Source organism: Psychrobacter sp. NPDC064578 (assembly GCF_044901245.1).
Classification (GTDB): Bacteria; Pseudomonadota; Gammaproteobacteria; order Pseudomonadales; family Moraxellaceae; genus Psychrobacter; species Psychrobacter cibarius_C.
This window is the reverse complement of sequence record NZ_JBJDPI010000004.1, coordinates 91,339-108,624: the sequence shown is the minus strand read 5'-3', so window position 1 is coordinate 108,624 and position 17,286 is coordinate 91,339. Positions and strand designations below refer to the sequence as shown.

At 42.8% G+C, this 17,286-nt stretch carries 13 protein-coding genes; 10 read left to right on the top strand and 3 right to left on the bottom strand.

What is annotated here, in order from left to right:
• Window positions 1-91 precede the first annotated feature (91 nt).
• From tenA to yfaE, 8 genes are all read left to right on the top strand, one after another.
• Window positions 92-739, top strand: coding sequence for a thiaminase II (gene tenA, locus ACI2JM_RS05790; RefSeq protein ID WP_198330986.1), 648 nt, complete (start codon window positions 92-94; stop codon window positions 737-739).
• A 113-nt stretch (window positions 740-852) separates the two neighbouring features.
• Complete coding sequence (locus ACI2JM_RS05785) at window positions 853-1,551, top strand: class I SAM-dependent DNA methyltransferase (RefSeq protein WP_404642791.1); 699 nt, start codon at window positions 853-855, stop codon at window positions 1,549-1,551.
• 256 nt (window positions 1,552-1,807) lie between these two features.
• Window positions 1,808-2,128 (top strand): YbeD family protein, encoded by a 321-nt coding sequence (locus ACI2JM_RS05780; RefSeq protein ID WP_045446256.1) that lies wholly within the window; start codon window positions 1,808-1,810, stop codon window positions 2,126-2,128.
• A 511-nt stretch (window positions 2,129-2,639) separates the two neighbouring features.
• Window positions 2,640-4,916, top strand: coding sequence for a class 1a ribonucleoside-diphosphate reductase subunit alpha (nrdA, locus tag ACI2JM_RS05775; RefSeq protein WP_404642789.1), 2,277 nt, complete (start codon window positions 2,640-2,642; stop codon window positions 4,914-4,916).
• A gap of 147 nt (window positions 4,917-5,063) precedes the next feature.
• The gene (locus ACI2JM_RS05770) at window positions 5,064-6,059 is read left to right on the top strand and encodes a hypothetical protein (RefSeq protein WP_404642787.1); all 996 of its coding nucleotides are present in this window, start codon (window positions 5,064-5,066) and stop codon (window positions 6,057-6,059) included.
• 331 nt (window positions 6,060-6,390) lie between these two features.
• Window positions 6,391-6,762 (top strand): hypothetical protein, encoded by a 372-nt coding sequence (locus tag ACI2JM_RS05765; protein WP_404642785.1) that lies wholly within the window; start codon window positions 6,391-6,393, stop codon window positions 6,760-6,762.
• Window positions 6,763-6,859: 97 nt separating this feature from the next.
• Entirely contained in the window at window positions 6,860-7,993 is a 1,134-nt protein-coding gene (nrdB, locus tag ACI2JM_RS05760) for a class Ia ribonucleoside-diphosphate reductase subunit beta (protein WP_404642783.1), read from the top strand.
• A 120-nt stretch (window positions 7,994-8,113) separates the two neighbouring features.
• Window positions 8,114-8,380 carry a class I ribonucleotide reductase maintenance protein YfaE gene (gene yfaE, locus ACI2JM_RS05755; RefSeq protein WP_404642781.1) on the top strand — a complete coding sequence of 89 codons (267 nt, stop codon included), beginning with the start codon at window positions 8,114-8,116 and terminating at the stop codon, window positions 8,378-8,380.
• 141 nt (window positions 8,381-8,521) lie between these two features.
• On the opposite strand, the gene ACI2JM_RS05750 is transcribed toward yfaE, so the two are convergent.
• Window positions 8,522-9,850: a S1C family serine protease gene (locus ACI2JM_RS05750; RefSeq protein WP_087815625.1), complete on the bottom strand. Its 1,329-nt coding sequence runs from the start codon at window positions 9,848-9,850 to the stop codon at window positions 8,522-8,524.
• Between the two features lie 315 nt (window positions 9,851-10,165).
• On the opposite strand from ACI2JM_RS05750, the gene ACI2JM_RS05745 reads away from it, so the two are divergent.
• Window positions 10,166-10,999 (top strand): Nif3-like dinuclear metal center hexameric protein, encoded by an 834-nt coding sequence (locus ACI2JM_RS05745; RefSeq protein ID WP_404642778.1) that lies wholly within the window; start codon window positions 10,166-10,168, stop codon window positions 10,997-10,999.
• Window positions 11,000-12,047: 1,048 nt separating this feature from the next.
• The gene (locus ACI2JM_RS05740) at window positions 12,048-13,256 is read left to right on the top strand and encodes a transglycosylase SLT domain-containing protein (RefSeq protein WP_404642776.1); all 1,209 of its coding nucleotides are present in this window, start codon (window positions 12,048-12,050) and stop codon (window positions 13,254-13,256) included.
• A gap of 138 nt (window positions 13,257-13,394) precedes the next feature.
• Here ACI2JM_RS05740 and ACI2JM_RS05735 read toward each other — a convergent pair whose 3' ends face one another.
• Together ACI2JM_RS05735 and ACI2JM_RS05730 are read right to left on the bottom strand one after the other, a co-directional pair.
• Window positions 13,395-16,394 (bottom strand): LysM peptidoglycan-binding domain-containing protein, encoded by a 3,000-nt coding sequence (locus ACI2JM_RS05735; protein WP_404642774.1) that lies wholly within the window; start codon window positions 16,392-16,394, stop codon window positions 13,395-13,397.
• Window positions 16,395-16,748: 354 nt separating this feature from the next.
• Entirely contained in the window at window positions 16,749-17,243 is a 495-nt protein-coding gene (locus ACI2JM_RS05730; RefSeq protein WP_060490899.1) for a nuclear transport factor 2 family protein, read from the bottom strand.
• Window positions 17,244-17,286 lie beyond the last annotated feature (43 nt).

Below are 17,286 nucleotides of genomic sequence, written 5' to 3'. Positions count from 1 at the left end.
TTCACATAATCTGGTAAGGTTTTTTTGTGTCTGCTCACTGATCACCTCCTACTCTTTGCTTACTCGCATTTTATAACAGTAAGTGAATACTATGAACTACCAAACGTTACGCCACCATTGCCCAACATGGGATGACTACATTCAGCATGATTTTGTCAAACAGCTAACGGCAGGTACGCTCGCCCCTGACAGCTTTCGTCACTATCTTGTGCAAGACTATTTATATCTTATTCACTATACCCGTGTGATGGCGTTGAGCGTGTATAAGAGTGATACGCTGGCACAAATGCGTGTCGGTCAAGCAGGCATCAATGCCATGCTCGATATGGAAATTGGCATGTATCTCGATTTATGTCATGAGTGGGACATCCCACTTAAAGAAGTAGAAAGCGCCCCTGAATCTGCCGTGACCATCGCCTATAGCCGCTACCTATTGGACGCTGCGATGTCAGGCTCATTGGCTGAGCTTTATGCGGCAATTGCTCCTTGTTTGATGGGCTATGGCGAAATTGGCAAACGCATTAAAGAACAAGGTTTTGTCGCGGACAATCCTTACCAGCCATGGATTGATGTCTTTGCCAGTGACGAATTTCAAGCGATTACCGCGCAGAATGAAGCGCAGATTAATACGCTACTAGCACAGGCTAATCCTACTCAGGCAGACAAATTCCAACAGTTATTTAATACTGCTTCACGTATGGAAGTGAATTTTTGGCAGCAAGCGCTTGATCTGTCCTAGCCCCTATGCAAAGTGCTAGCTTTATGGCAAATACTTTTATATACCATATTTATTATAAATAAAATTTAACTTAACCCTAAACATAATAATGGACACACTTAAGGAGAGACACCATGGCAGCATTCGATGAACATGCAAGCGCGTATGACAGCTGGTTTTTTGACAACCAAAACTTACTGACCAGTGAGCTAAAACTGGTCGCTCATTTCTTAGATAAGGACAGTGAGATATTGTCTATCGGCTGCGGTAGCGGACTGTTTGAGTCACTATTGGCAAAAGATTATGATATCCATATCAAATATGGTATCGAGCCTTCTAAAGACATGGCTGAAATCGCTAAAAAGCGCGGCTTACAAGTGGATATTAGTGCTGCCGAGACTTGCGATATTGAGCCAAATAAGTTTGATATCATCATGTTTAACGGTAGTGTCAGCTACATCAACGATTTGGATGCCTGTATTAAAAAGGCATTTGATGCCTTAAAAACGGGCGGCAAATTGATTGTTATCGATGTGCCAAAAGAAAGCGGTTTTGCCAGCTTATATAATTTGGCCAGCTCATTAAATACTTGGGAGCATCCGCTACTTGCGCATATCTCTCCTGCTGATCCCTATCCTATTGAGCTGGTTAAATCAGCAAATTGGCGCACCTCTGATGAAAAAATCGCACTGATGCAAGCCAATGGTTTTGTCGATTTTGAGTATGCACAAACCTTACTGACCCATCCTATGTATGCCAATGACAAAGTGCAAGAAGTCATCGAAGGCTATGACCGTGGGGATTATGTTGCTGTTTGTGCTTATAAAAAATGAGCTGATATGTGCATTAACATTTGATTATCATGGATGACTGAGCAAAATTTATGACAGATCACAGTGATCCATAGCATACTGTCATTGCCATTTTAGCACTTGAATTATAAGTTTAGTGCCACTATAAATGGTGAATAAAGCTCTTATGCTAATAGCTAACATTTAATAAAGCGAGGCACACATCATGACTGACGATCCAAAAGACAGCACCAATCAAAACAACAACCAAGCACCAGCAAATGAAAAATCAGTAAAAATGACCAACCTAACGCCCAATCAAGGTGTGATCACAGGCAAAAGAACGGATATTCAAAATCCTGAGCTTTGGGACTTTCCAATGAACTATCCACTTAGCATCATTGGTCATGAAGGCGAGCGTGAGAACTTACTCAACGAAGTGAAGCTTATCTTGGGCAGTCAGTTCCCTGATTTTGATTTGGCCTCGATAGAAGTGAAACCGTCTAAAACGGGTCGCTTCCATTCAGCACGGGTTAATCTATATCTTACAGCAGCCGATCAGGTCAATGTGCTGTATGCCTCACTCGACGCTGCCAAAACAGTTCGTTTGGTCGTATAAACAGATAATTGTCGTTTAAAAAAAGCCAGCCGCTTTTCCGTCGAAATCGTCACTCGCTATTAATCACATACGGGTGGCGATTTTTTGTGGTTTGCTGTACAATCTGCGCCCTCATTATTATTGTTCTATGTCCCCTTATTGGTGGGTCATTTACTCGCGAATGAAAAGCAAATGATCGTACGATTTTTACAAAAAACTTATTATTTGAGTCAATCGCGTCTAACCCTTACCCCATCGTCCTTTGCTAAAATTCGGACACAGCACAACCTCACAGCAACATAGTTTTATTCTAAAATCAATATAGTATTTTCAAAATTTTCCCGCTATATTGTGCCTACCAATTAACAAACACGCTATATGTAGTACTCAGTGATTTTAACCATCACTACGAGTAGTGGTAGCTTTTTGCCTAAAAAACAGCTAGTACAACCCATCATCATAGCGTTATAAAGAATGTCTACCGCTGATTCAGCGCGCAGCATCACAATAAGCAATCAAAATAGAGGCCAGCATGACACATATCGACAAAATCCAAGTAACCAAACGTGATGGACGTTTAGAACTTATTGATTTAGATAAAATCCATAAGGTAATCGAATGGGCCGCTCACGGCTTGGACAACGTGTCTGTGTCGCAAGTAGAGCTAAAGTCGCACATCCAGTTTTATGAAGGTATCAAGACTCGTGATATTCACGAAACCATCATCAAATCTGCTGCCGACCTTATCTCTGAGACCACGCCTGACTATCAATATCTAGCCGCGCGTTTGGCCATCTTCCATCTGCGTAAGATTGCTTACAACAGATTCACCCCGCCGCACCTATATGACCATGTCAAAACCCTTACTGATGCTGGAAAATACGATCAGCATATCCTAGCGGACTATAGCCGTGCTGAATTTGATGAGCTAGAAGAATATCTTGATCACTGGCGCGATATGAACTTGGCTTATGCGGCTGTTGAGCAAATGGCGGGCAAATACCTTGTCCAAGATCGCGTGAGCAAGACTGTCTATGAGAGCCCGCAGTTCTTGTACATGTTGGTCGGTATGTGCTTATTTAGCCAATATGACAAGTCAGATCGCCTTGATTTCGTCAAACGCTTCTATGATGCGACTTCACAATTCAAAATCTCACTACCGACGCCAATCATGTCTGGTGTGCGTACGCCATCGCGTCAGTTTAGCTCGTGTGTACTGATCGAGTGTGGTGATAGCCTAGACTCTATTAACGCGACCACTAGCGCCATCGTACGCTACGTATCACAGCGTGCTGGTATCGGCATCAATGCAGGTCGTATCCGTGCCCTTGGTAGCCCTATCCGTGGCGGCGAAGCACAGCACACTGGTTGTATCCCATTCTACAAACTGTTCCAAACTGCGGTGAAATGCTGCTCACAAGGCGGCGTACGTGGCGGTGCTGCGACCCTATTTTACCCACTATGGCATTTAGAAGTTGAGTCATTACTGGTACTCAAAAACAACCGCGGTGTCGAAGACAACCGTGTCCGTCATATGGATTACGGTGTACAGTTGAACAAAACAATGTACACGCGCCTAATCAAAGGTCAAGACATCTCGCTATTCTCACCAGGCGATACTCCTGGCTTGTATGATGCATTCTTTGAAGATCAAGACAAGTTCGAAGAGCTATACACCAAGTACGAAAATGACCCTGCTATTCGTAGCCGTCAAATCCCAGCAGCAGACTTGTTCAGCCTAATGATGCAAGAGCGCGCCAGTACTGGTCGTATCTATATCCAAAACGTCGATCATTGCAACACGCATAGCCCATTTGACGCGACGGTTGCACCGATTCGCCAGTCAAACCTATGTATGGAAATCGCCCTACCGACCAAGCCACTTGATAACATCAATGACGAAGAGGGCGAAATCGCCCTTTGTACGCTATCAGCGGTCAACTTGGGTAAAGTCGAAAACGTCAGCGACATCGAAGAGCCAGCCGAGCTAATCGTCCGTGCGCTTGATGCCCTGCTCGATTATCAAGACTATCCAGTCAAAGCGGCTCAAAATGGCAGCATGCGTCGCCGTACGCTCGGTGTGGGCGTGATTAACTATGCTTATTACCTTGCTAAGAATGGCGTACGCTATTCAGATGACTCAGCATTGGGTCTCACGCATCAAACGTTTGAAGCGTTGCAATTCTATCTCTTGAAAGCCTCAAACAAATTGGCAAAAGAGCAAGGCGCTTGCCCTGCGTTCAATGAGACTACGTACTCACAAGGCATCTTGCCGATTGATACGTATAAAGCCGACTTGGACAAAATCTGCCAAGAGCCGCTACATCTAGATTGGGAAACGCTACGTGGCGAGATCACTGAGCACGGTCTACGCAACTCTACCCTAACCGCCTTGATGCCGTCTGAGACCTCTAGTCAGATCGCCAACGCGACCAATGGTATCGAGCCACCACGTGGTCTGGTCTCTATCAAAGCGTCAAAAGATGGCATCTTAAAGCAAGTCGTGCCTGAGATTGATAAGCTAAAAGATCAGTACGAGCTACTATGGCAAATGCCAAACAATGACGGTTACCTAAAGCTGGTCGCTGTCATGCAGAAGTTCGTCGATCAAAGTATCTCTGCCAATACCAACTACGATCCAGTCCGTTATGCAGGTGGCCGTGTACCGATGAAGATATTGCTAAAAGATTTGCTAAACGCTTATAAGATGGGTGTGAAGACGTTGTACTACCATAACACTCGTGATGGTGCGAACGATGCCCAAGCGGATATGGAAGATGATTGTGCTGGCGGTGCGTGTAAGATTTAGGACTGTAAGAGAAGCTCTTTAAATAGAATTTCTGATGGATGGCGGGTTTGGCTTTTTGGTTAAGCTCGCTGTTTAAACTAGAGTACACTTTTAAAAACTTTAATAAATATTGACAGAGCTTTATAAGAATTAGAAAAAGGATTTTTTATGAGTGGTAATGTTGAGCGTATAGATAACAGTGCAGATAACCAGCCAACACTTGAAATTGGTGGCAGAGGAAATTTAATATCACCAAAAGTTTATCAATCTATATACAATCAAATTACTGGTAGAACTGAGAAAACCTCTCAGACTTATGATGATAACATTCTGGTTGGATTTGATGAATTAAAACAACTTCATGTGAAAATATTACAAATTAAGGATATCCATAAAGTATTAGCTCAAAATGAAACTATTTCACTATTTTTTTCAGGTGAAAGAAAAGAAGTTTTTACATCTTTCGAAAGATTTGAAAAGTACAATTCTAGTAATGTAAAGCCTACAAAAAGTTTGCAATTAAAATATAATTTTTCTCTTTTATTACCAGAAACCGCAACGCCTCAAGAATATGTCGTAACAATAAAATTAGTCTCAAGATTTGCTGCCATTCATGCTTTTGAAGAAAAGAAAAATAGATTATTTCCTCCACAATTAGTAAATATGCTTGTATCTAATACTGCGGAAATTAGTATTGAATATGTAGATTTTTTAGTTACCAAACATTATTTTCAGACATTTGACGAATGGATAAAAGGTTGTCCTTGTCAACCTGAGAGTAAGTTAACTTCATGGTTGCAAACAGTTTCACACTATATGCCAAGAGTGATTCAGTTAATTATAATTACGTCTTGTCTATATTATTATAATATTTATATTTCCACTTTATCAGAGAGCTTTAATCATGATTGGGGGAGATTCTTTTTATATTCATTGGTATCATTTTTTATTTTAATGAAAATAGCTCATATAGTTGGAGAGAAAATTGAACTATATATAGATAGTTTTCGGCAAGATTCATACTTAAATTTAAATAATGGAGATAAGAAACTAATTCAGGATTTCTCTTCTAGAAAAAAAACCACCTATATGAAAATAATATTCCAGCTTTTGTTAACTGTTGTATTAGGTATAATTAGTTCTAGATTATCTCTACTTTTCTAACAAATTTAGTCGTAGGGTGCGCCTAGCGCACCGATGATATAGAAACTGTGTTTAAAGGTGCGCGAGGCGCAACCTACAAATTATGCCCAAACGAAAGAGTCGTTAAGGACAAAGAAAGACGCCCAAATTAGGCTTTTTAGCCCCGACTATAGCGGTATCCTGCTGACGACGATGGCGATGCGGTCTCTGGCTGAACGTAGTATCGAGACAACAGGAATGCGGTCAGACACAATAGACTGCACGCCAGCGGCAAGGCAGATACAAGCGGTAGGCGGGATTGGCTACTGTTATAATTAAAACATACAGATAGAACTAAAACGACGGAGGTCATGTGCAATATACCGCAATCATCAAAGACGGTGGTTTGTTTATCCCAAACGTATTTTCAGACCTAAACGATGGTGGCTCGCATATCGTACAAGTCGAGGTTGATATTGCAGAGGTGCGTCAGCAGTTAGGTGTGGATGAAGCACCAAAGACAACTGTCGCCAAAAAAAGCGTGGCAAAAGCAGTCAAAAAACCAGCATTGAGAGCGGCTAAAAAAGACTTAAAAATAGCAGCAGAAGAGTCTGATGTGAGTACCCTACGCAAAAGCGCGCTTGATGAATTAGAAGCACTCGATGATAGTGAGCTGAGCGAAATATTCAAAGCCTATATGAACGATGGGCAAGAGTCGTCGCAGATATCACTAGAGAACCTCTAAGCTAAAACGCTATAATCCAAAAACGTGTCATAACATCAAATCAAAACCAGTCAGACCCATATAAATTAATAACCGTATCAATTATAAAGGCAGTCCCATGACTTACTCGATTTTTTCTCAAACGCCAAACAATGCGCTAAAAGAGCCGATGTTCTTTGGTCAGCCCGTCAACGTGGCGCGCTATGACCAACAAAAGCACCCTATCTTTGAGCAATTGATTGAAAAGCAGCTGTCATTCTTTTGGCGTCCAGAAGAAGTCGATGTATCACGCGATCGTATCGACTTTAGCAATCTATCCTCACATGAGCAGCACATATTTTTGAGCAACCTCAAGTACCAGACCCTACTCGACTCGATCCAAGGTCGTAGTCCAAACGTGGTACTACTGCCGCTGGTGTCTATCCCTGAGCTTGAGACGTGGATTGAGACATGGTCGTTCTCTGAGACCATTCATTCGCGCAGCTATACGCATATCATTCGCAATATCGTCAATGACCCAAACATTATCTTTGATGACATTATGCAAAACGAGCACATCTTAGGCCGTGCCTCTGATATCGCCCAGTACTATGATGAACTGTATCGCAACTCACAGCTATATAGCTTGTATGGTCCAGGTATGCACAACATCAATGGCGAGCAAGTGACTGTTGATTTAAGATCACTGAAAAAGCAGATGTATCTGTGCATTATGGCGGTCAACGTCTTAGAAGCCATTCGTTTTTATGTGTCGTTTGCTTGCTCGTTTGCCTTTGCTGAGCGCAAATTAATGGAAGGTAATGCCAAAATTATCAAGCTGATCGCTCGTGATGAAGCGCTGCATTTGACTGGTACGCAGCACATGCTGAACCTCATGCGCAACGGTCGTGATGATCCAGAGATGGTCGACATTGCCAAAGAGTGCTATGAAGAAAGTATTGAAATCTTCCGTAAGGCTGCTGAGCAAGAAAAAGAATGGGCAGGCTATCTGTTCAAAGATGGCTCGATGATTGGTCTGAACAAAGACATCCTTTGCCAATATATCGAATACATCACCAACTTGCGTATGGAAGCCGTCGGCTTGCCAGCCGCGTTCCCTAAATCAAAATCAAACCCAATCCCGTGGATCAATACGTGGTTGTCGTCTGACAATGTGCAAGTAGCACCGCAAGAGACTGAGATTAGCTCGTACTTGGTTGGTCAGATTGACTCTGATTTATCAGACAGTGATTTTGACGACTTTGAGTTGTAAGAGCTTTGAGCTATAAAGACTTTGAGTTGTAATAGTTTTAGGCTTTAATAGTACTTTACGCGTTAATAGTGTTTTACGTTTCAATGGCGGTAGGATAGTCAAATCCAAATAGGATGAGTTATGACGTGGGTAATGACCAGTAAGCAGCAGTTCTACTTGCATGATGATGAAAGTCTGCTTGATGGTCTGCTGCGCACTGGACATGAGGTCAATTATCAATGCCGCGAGGGTTACTGTGGCAGCTGCCGAGTCAAGCGTATTGCCAGCTCGCATACGGTCGATTATCCATTTGATCCGCTTGCGATGATTGAAGAGGATGAAATCCTGCCGTGCTGTTGTCGTGTACAGGGTGTGATTTATATCAATCACGAGCCTACTATAGAGTAATATTAACAAAGATAATTCTAAAAAATTCGAAACAAAAAGCGCGTTATCTTGAAGATAACGCGCTTTTTTAATATCTATAAATCGTTCAAGCTATTTTGATTAAGCTTATTTTGCTTAAGTTTTAGGTGATGAAGAATGACCTTATAAGGGTGCACCATCTCTTTCAAACAGCTGCAACAGCTCTTCACGCATACGGTCACGCTCGGCTTCTGACATCATCGGCACGTCTTGTCTCTCACCTTGTAAGTTTGGATCTTCTATACCACCAACATTTTCATCAAGAATCACGACTGGACGTTCCATCGGCTCTTGCGCTGGACGCTCTTCTAACAGTATTTTGACTTGCGCATTTTTGCCACGGCGTAATATTTGCGCATTCAGCGTGGTATTCGGTGCTTTACGAGCGACATACTGAATCAAGGTATTGGCATCCGTCATCTCGACACCGTCAATCGTCAAAATAATGTCGCCGATACGCAGACCACTCTTAGCAGCAGGACTCTTAGGAACGACATTAAGCACTTCTACCCCAGTCGAGGTTTCAAGCTGCGTTGGGTCACGTAACTGTGACTGTATCTCAATCCCCAACCAACCACGGCTCACCTTACCATCTTTGATAATGGCATTCATCACTTGCTCAACGATGGCGGTAGGAATAGCAAAACCGATACCCATAGAGCCGCCAGAGCGTGAATAAATAGCCGTATTAATACCAATTAATTCACCAAAAGCATCAACGAGTGCGCCGCCCGAATTACCTGGGTTAATCGCTGCATCGGTCTGGATAAAGTCTTCAAACTTGTTGACCCCAAGCCCAGTACGTCCTGTCGCTGAGATAATCCCTTGCGTTACCGTTTGACCGACACCGAACGGATTACCAATCGCTAATGCGACATCGCCAACTCGGATAGGTTCTTTACGGAAACCAAGTGGTGCCAAACCGGTCATATCTACTTTAATCACTGCCAAATCACTGTCTGGATCTGTGCCAACGATTCTAGCGCGGCTCTTACGACCATCATTAAAGGCGACCGTAATTTCATCGGCTTTTTCGATCACATGGGCATTGGTCACGATATAGCCATCTTCTGAGACAATCACCCCAGAGCCTAAATTGGTATTGCCCTGCTCTTCTGACGGTGCACCATGGAACTCAAAAAAGCGGCGCAACACAGGATCATTCATATAAGGATGCTCTGCCATCGTTTGCGTGGTGTAGATATTCACGACTGATTGTGAGGCGCGAGCAACCGCATTATGATAAGAAGAAATCGCTGCAGGTGTATCAGAAACAGGTGCTGACGCTTGCTGCTCAGCAGGTGTGGTTCTGGGCGGCTCCCATGCCTGCTCTGATGCGGTCTTCATACTCGCAAACAACCAAATAAATGCGGCAATCACGACTAGCAATAAAACCCAAGGTAACCATTTTAATACAGACGCCTTGCTGCTGGTGTTCCGAGATGACGACATATAAAACCTCTATAAATTTGATACAAACAGACGAAGATAAATAAGGTGAGAAGCATGGTATATATTAGGATGCATTGAGCGGCAGTTATCAAACGTTCACAGCCCACTAGATGGTTATTTTTTTGCACTATCTATACGGCAAGCTTACATGTATAAATTATAACCGCCAATACTACCCAGTTGTAACGTATCGTGTACCATTTCAGTGAGTAGGATTGTCTATCCTACTGTAGCCACATGTTAAAATACTCATTATCAAAAGCCACATCTTAGCTATAAATGCTTGCGCCACTGAATCAATTATAAGGGAATACCATGACCACACACAATATCTCAACCGAGCCCTCAAACACCGCCATTACCATTCAAGCGCTGACCACATTCTGTGATGACTATTTATCAGCAGATGCTTTTAAAGATTATGCCCCTAATGGTTTACAAGTAGATGGGGGTCGACCTATCAAGCGCATCATCACTGGTGTAACGGCTTGCGAGGCGTTGATTGATGCGGCGATTGCTGACAATGCAGACGCCATTATGGTGCATCATGGTTATTTTTGGAAAGGCGAACCTGCCCCCATCACTGGTATGAAAGGTCAACGTATCCGTAAACTTATGCAGCATGGTATCTCTTTGATTGGCTATCACCTGCCACTCGATGCCCATCCTATCATTGGTAACAATGCCAAACTGGCTGACGCATTAAATATGACCATTATCGGCGCTTTATATCCTAGTGAATCGCATCCCGTTGGTAATATCGCCACTTGTACCCCGCAGAGTGCTCAAAGCCTTATCACTCATATTACTCAGGCACTAGGACGATTACCATTACATATTTCTGCCAATTATAGCGCACCGAATAGTACAAACGCTAATATCGATAATAACAGACTTATCGAACACGTGGGCATTTGTACAGGTGGCGCACAAGATATGATTGAACAAGCCGCATTGATGGGCTGTGACGCCTTTATCTCTGGCGAAATATCAGAACGTACCACACATATTGCTCGTGAGCTGGGCATTGACTATTTCGCTTGCGGACATCACGCGACAGAACGTGGCGGTATTCAAGCACTCGGCAACATAGTCTCTCAAACATTTGGCATACCAGTAACTTTCGTAGATATTGATAACCCTGCTTAAACAATACCCTCAACTCTGATGACCACTATCTAACTTGTGAATGAATGTCAGAAAATAAGGCTAATAACAATCAGCCTTATTACCCAAAATCGATGTTTTTTGCTGTTTTAATTTTCATCGGTCTATCAGTAACAAAGCTATTTTTAACCGTCTATAGCCCAATTGTTAAGTTTTATCGCTAATTTCTTAACCACACTTGAATAATCCAAGGAATATCCGCATATTACTACCCGAAGAAAGAATGTCTTGTCATGAGGCTTCCCATTTATTACAGCTTCCGGTTATGGTACTTAAATGAGTATAACCCTTTAAAATTTCACTATGTTATATAGCTATCGACGTTGTATAGATAGTGAGGCTTTAGGTGGTTTACCAGTAGATACACTGTGCATGATATATTTTCAGCAGCACGGTATGTCTTAATTTGAGTATCGCGATACTTGATGAGTAACCGCTAACTAATAGAATATTAGCGTAAATTTTCTATTAGTTTTTTTATTAATAATGAAAATAGCGACTTGCTTGCCTTTATTGCTGGACAAAAATATTAATCACTATTGACTCTATTACCAATAATTTAAAGCGTCACTGGTCATTAATATGAGCGTGGAAAAACTGAGTGCATGAGCGCCCCGTTCACTCTACGTTTTTGTCTCAATAACTTAGTTCATGACCTTACCTATGTTTAATATATAGTTGTTTTATTCTTAGCCCTATCTATGCATCGATGAAGGAATCATCCGATTTATATCCTTCGCGGTGTTGTGCGTTCATAATTTTTATATTGATACTTTATATCGATATTTTGAGAGATCTGTTAGTCCTCATACGTGATACGCCAATAGATAAATAGCTAATTAAAAAACTGCACGGCTACATTTGATAAAACATTCATTAGCGGCACTATTATTGAGCAGGGTGACGACGCACTTATCCTATGAGGAAGTGCGCTGTTATCTAAAATGTAATACCGATGTATGACTATTTTATAAGCATACATTCACAAGCATTTTACGGTAAGTAGGATGGCTAAAATCAGGAGACATCCATGCAGCGTATTACTTATCGTGTGAAAGTATCTGCGCAAGGGGCTAGACGCCGTATTTCTTATTTACTGCGTCCATCTAAACGCCTACCGAACACTAAAAGTAACATCGTTTCATCCGTTACCCCGACGACATCGAGTCGTTTTTCTAGAACCAAAAAGCTTGCGCAAGTTTCTAGTATCGCCCTTCTCTCTTTACCTGCTGAGAGTCTGACGACGATGCGTGCGCCAGTGCCAGCCTATGATAACGTCATGCTAGAAAGCACGTTAACCATCGCTGCCGTCCCCGGTGACAGCACTTATTTTGCGACTGACGGTTTTCAACATGGCTTTGGTTTTGATTTGGTACGTACTTATGCTGACAAGCTTGGCGTTGATATCGATCTAAAAGCGTATGCCAATGAAGAAACTGCTCTAAAGGCGCTGAGATCGGGCGAGGTAGATATGGCATTAACAACGGCCAGTACACAGTTAAAGAGCAAGTTTAACTTATCGTCTATCAACATCAGTTGCGGCTATGACGCCAGCTTAACAAAGAATGGTTTACATCCAAAAGTCAGCTGGACGTTCAATTCATCCAATGACCCGTTATCACAAAAAGCCAGTTACTTTTTATGTGACAGCATTAAGCTGAAAAACACACAAAAACTTGCTGCCTTTTACAATCAAAACTTGCTAAAAGACGCCTATAGCCAAGATCATTTCCAAAAAACGTTGACCGAAAAACTGCCTGATTATCAATCGTCTTTTGAAGAGCAAGCACGCAATTATAATCATGATTGGGAATTATTGGTGGCCATGGGTTACCAAGAATCACACCTTGATGCCAATGCCGTATCGCCAACGGGCGTGCGTGGGCTTATGATGTTGACCAATAATACAGCCAAAGCAATGGGCGTCTCAGATCGCGTCGATCCCTACCAAAGTATCGGCGGCGGCGCGCGTTATTTAGAGCAAATGAAAGATGACTTTGCTGATGTGCCAAAGACAGATCGTATTTGGTTTGCGCTTGCCGGCTACAACATGGGACCAAATGCAGTAAAGAGTATTCAGCGTAAACTGCGAGATCAAGGTATTGATGATAAAAGCTGGGCGAACGTTTATGCGTACTTAGCTGACAATAAAGCTGCCAATAGTCGTTATGGCCAAGCAATGCATTATGTTAGCAATATTAGAAGTTATCTTGAGACTATCAAAACTCAAACCGTCTAGTTAATAAGTGCTATTAGATATTTTGAGAATTGAATTTTATGAATAAAAAAGCTGCTCTTATAAAGAGCAGCTTTTTTGTGCAGAATGATCTGTCTTAATCGTATTTACTTAGCTATTATTCTACTAAGCCACTTACTCTTAACGATTAGGTACGGTCAGGCGCTGACCGCGCTGTAGCATCGTATCCGCCGCGATATTATTCATCTCAGCCAACTCTTGCGTAGAGACTCCATATTTACGTGCTAAGCCAATCAAACTGTCTCCTGACCCAACAGTGTAGCTCACTGTGAGCTTTGGTACTTTAAGCGTTTGTCCACGCTGCAACTGGGCATTGGTCGCGAGATCGTTGGTCGCAGCCAAGTCGTCTATCGAAACACCAAATTGACGTGCCAAAGCAATCAAACCATCACCAGATTTAACTTTATAGCTCTCGGTGTTGCCCAATTTTTTGCCACTGCTCGCTGTGCTAGTCGCGGCAGTGCTACTAGCCGAACTACTGCTTTGGTTATTGCTACTAGAGGTCGCTACAACGCTGCCACTGGCAGGAATCGTAATCGTACGACCGAGTATCAAATTAGAGTTGGTTTTCAGGTTGTTCGCTGTTGCCAAGTCACTAAGACCGATATTATAACGTTGAGCCACGCCTGTTAACGTATCGCCTGATTTTACTTTATAACTGACAGTTTTATCATTTAGCTGACGATCAACCAATCCTTTAGACACGGGTACTTTGATGGTTTGACCACGTTGTAAGCGTGCTTTTGCATCAAAGTTGCTATTCACCGCCGCAAGCTCAGCTGGACTGATACCCACGCTATTGGCAATGCCGATCAAAGTATCGCCAGATTTTACTTTGTAATTGGTGGTTGCCACCGAACTTGAGCTACTGTTACGGCTACTAGCGCTTGAGGTGTTTGCTGCATCGAAATCGACACTTGCAGGTACTTTTAGCGTTTGACCAACATATAGTGAGCTTGTAGTGCTCATATTATTGAGGCTGGCAAGTGCATCAGTTGAAACACTAAACTGACGTGCGAGAGCAATCAATCCATCGCCCGCTTTTACTTTATAGTTCTTAGTAGCGGTGCTTGATTTACTTGGCTTGGTCGAGGGAGCGGCAGGTGTGGTCACTGGCGCAGTCACCTTACCTGGTATCAGCCATAGCTTTTGACCGCGTAGTAAATCCGCTCTACTACTCAAATTATTGTATGTTGCCAACTGAGTCACCGATAGACCAAAGCGGTTAGCAGTACCAATCAGCGTATCGCCACTTTGTACTACATAGCTCTCTGGTTGGCTTGCCGCGGTATTGTTAGCTGTGCTCAACGGTTCGATGGTTTTTGCATTATATAAGTATAAGGTACTGCCTGATAGCAGCTTAGAGCTGGCATCTATTTGATTCCATTCAGCGATATCGCGCCAACTGACACCCGCACGGCTGGCGATATTAGACAAGGTATCACCACGCTTGACGGTATAAGTGGTACGTGTACCTTGCGGTTTTGGCTTGCTTACTGATGTTTTTGCAAAGCTAAGCTTTTTCTCTTCGCCACTGGCTTCTAGAATAGACTGCTGTGTCTGTACTGCGGATAAATTAATATTACCATCAGCATTGATTACATTGGTTTCAGGCGTGTTACTGCGAATTTGATTGGCAATAAAATCACGCTCTTCTTTGCTCAGTGGTGGTTCTTGGACAATCGTATTATTCTGTGTAATCTGAGCAGAGGTGGTCGGTAGACTGTTGCTGCTTTTTAGCTCAGCATTGATCTTGTTGGTTTCTGCCGTGCTCAATGGTGGCTCAGTACGCACCGAGGCGTTATTACTGTAGACAGAGCTGCTAGTAGGCGTGGCTGACGGTGATATATAACTGGTCGTTTGCTGCGGCACACTAGCACTTGCAGCATAATCAGCCAAGGCGCTACCTGTCGATGGTAATGAGGAGCCAGTATAGGGTTTGTTGTTATAGCTTGGCGTCGTGGTCGTGCTACTTGGTGTGCTTGTATTACTCGATGCCAGTATATTGCCCGTACCATTGCCTCTCAATGAGCTCAATTTAGCATCGGTATTAAGACTCACATCATTAGGAATAATAATACGCTGGGGACCAGAAGAATCTACACGCCCTGACGTTAAGGCCGTATTTAACCTTTCTAATTCGTCGTAACTAACGCCTGTCATTTGTGCGACTTCAGCTAAGCTCACGCCATAATTCACTGGCACACTACGGAAATGCTGACGGTTGGCAATAGCAGGCAAGTAGACACCATACTGCTCAGGCTTAGCAACAATTTCCGCTACCGCCAAGAAACGCGGCACGTAGTTCATCGTTTCAGTAGGCAATCTCAGAGACCAATAATCTGTCGGTAAACCCTGAGCTCTATTAGCATCAATGGCCTTTTGCACGCGACCAGGACCCGCATTATAAGCGGCCAATGCTAACTCCCAACTGCCAAACTGGTTATGTAGTGCGGTCAAGAAGTCATAAGCGGCGCGAGTTGATTCGATGACATCACGGCGACCATCATAGGTACTGCTTTGATTCAAACCATAAATACGACCCGTACTTGGAATGAACTGCCATAAGCCTGCTGCTGCCGCACTACTGGTACCGCTTGGATCGTAAGAGCTCTCAATGACAGGTAACAAAGCCAGCTCTGTCGGGATATTACGACGCTCAGCTTCTCGTACAGTGTGATAGATATAGCGACTGGCACGTGCAGTTAAACGGTTTAAATAGTCTTGTCGACTGGTAAACCAGCTTTTTTGCCCTTCAATACGCTGATTATAAGTCGGCTGACCGCCATTCATACGATAGCCAGCACGTAATCGACTCCATAAATCACCATACTGCTGAATAGCAAGTTTATTGCCTTCCACCATAGTCATGTCAGTGGCTTCGAGTAAATCGGCTAACTCATCCAAGCTATCTGCATCTAAATATGCCGTTGAATAGTCCGTACTGCTGCTTGCTGCAGGCGCTTTAGTAGCTGGGCGTTTAGTAATAACAGATGAGCTATTGGTCGCACCCTTTTTTACCGCTGAGGTATTGCTACAAGCACTGATAAGTAGAGTTGATACCGCAAGCGTCAATGGCAACGCAATAAATGAGCGAGATTTTGATAGCACAGTAGACATGATATTGGAAGTTTCCTAACGACAGAAAGTGATAAGATAAAGTTGCTTGCTAGTATAGTATGCAATGTGAAGCAAAGACCAGTCTAATATAAAAAGATAATCATCATAAGTTGAGTCAATTTTCAGACCATTCACGAAATGCAATCAATCATTTAGTTATTCAACATTGTGAATCTGCATAGTTATTAATGATGGAATGCTTTGCTTTCGAAGAGCCTAATTAATGCACTATGTTTTTTGATTATCCACTGATCAAGACGTTTCTTAATCAATGCTTATCAATTAATACCTAATTGTTGATAATGCCTAATTGCTGACTAGCTAGTACTGAGTTATTGGTCGAGTAACGATGAATTAATTAATCGTTACTTGTGATACGGCACGTAGCAGCACCGCATTACCAGTCGATAACGTCAGCGTCACTCTTGAAGTGGTGACAAATGAGACATTTTTACCATCTTTCACCCAGCTCTCATTGGTCGTTACATTGGCTTTGGCCTGATCGCCCGTAATAACGATATTATCCACAGAAATATCATAACGGTAATTAGAGGTGTTATTCCAACTATTTTGCAACAACTTCAAATAAGCATCTTTATCTAAACTGGTAGACTTACCTTTTCTAGATAATGAAATCAGTGCATCGTCAGAGACAAGACGGGCGACCTGATTGACATTTTGGCTATTCGCTGATGACTTCATTGCTGCTATATAGTTCTGCACCAAAGCTTCGGTCATGGCTGCCGCTTGCGCACTGATACTCACAGTACTTACAACGGTCACTACCGCCGCCACGCTGGCACTTTTTAGCAATAATGCCAAAAGCCCTTTTCCCCATAATCGTTTCATCATAATCCTTAGCAATGCTGTTATCGTTGTTGCCATCTTTTGA

Excerpts from the sequence above, each read along its gene's own strand:
- ACI2JM_RS05770 (WP_404642787.1), top strand. The coding sequence starts at position 5,064 with ATGAGTGGTAATGTTGAGCGTATAGATAACAGTGCAGATAACCAGCCA.
- ACI2JM_RS05740 (WP_404642776.1), top strand. The coding sequence starts at position 12,048 with ATGCAGCGTATTACTTATCGTGTGAAAGTATCTGCGCAAGGGGCTAGA.
- nrdA (WP_404642789.1), top strand. The coding sequence starts at position 2,640 with ATGACACATATCGACAAAATCCAAGTAACCAAACGTGATGGACGTTTA.
- ACI2JM_RS05735 (WP_404642774.1), bottom strand. The coding sequence starts at position 16,394 with ATGTCTACTGTGCTATCAAAATCTCGCTCATTTATTGCGTTGCCATTG.
- tenA (WP_198330986.1), top strand. The coding sequence starts at position 92 with ATGAACTACCAAACGTTACGCCACCATTGCCCAACATGGGATGACTAC.
- ACI2JM_RS05780 (WP_045446256.1), top strand. The coding sequence starts at position 1,808 with ATGACCAACCTAACGCCCAATCAAGGTGTGATCACAGGCAAAAGAACG.
- ACI2JM_RS05750 (WP_087815625.1), bottom strand. The coding sequence starts at position 9,850 with ATGTCGTCATCTCGGAACACCAGCAGCAAGGCGTCTGTATTAAAATGG.
- ACI2JM_RS05745 (WP_404642778.1), top strand. The coding sequence starts at position 10,166 with ATGACCACACACAATATCTCAACCGAGCCCTCAAACACCGCCATTACC.
- nrdB (WP_404642783.1), top strand. The coding sequence starts at position 6,860 with ATGACTTACTCGATTTTTTCTCAAACGCCAAACAATGCGCTAAAAGAG.
- ACI2JM_RS05785 (WP_404642791.1), top strand. The coding sequence starts at position 853 with ATGGCAGCATTCGATGAACATGCAAGCGCGTATGACAGCTGGTTTTTT.
- ACI2JM_RS05730 (WP_060490899.1), bottom strand. The coding sequence starts at position 17,243 with ATGAAACGATTATGGGGAAAAGGGCTTTTGGCATTATTGCTAAAAAGT.
- yfaE (WP_404642781.1), top strand. The coding sequence starts at position 8,114 with ATGACGTGGGTAATGACCAGTAAGCAGCAGTTCTACTTGCATGATGAT.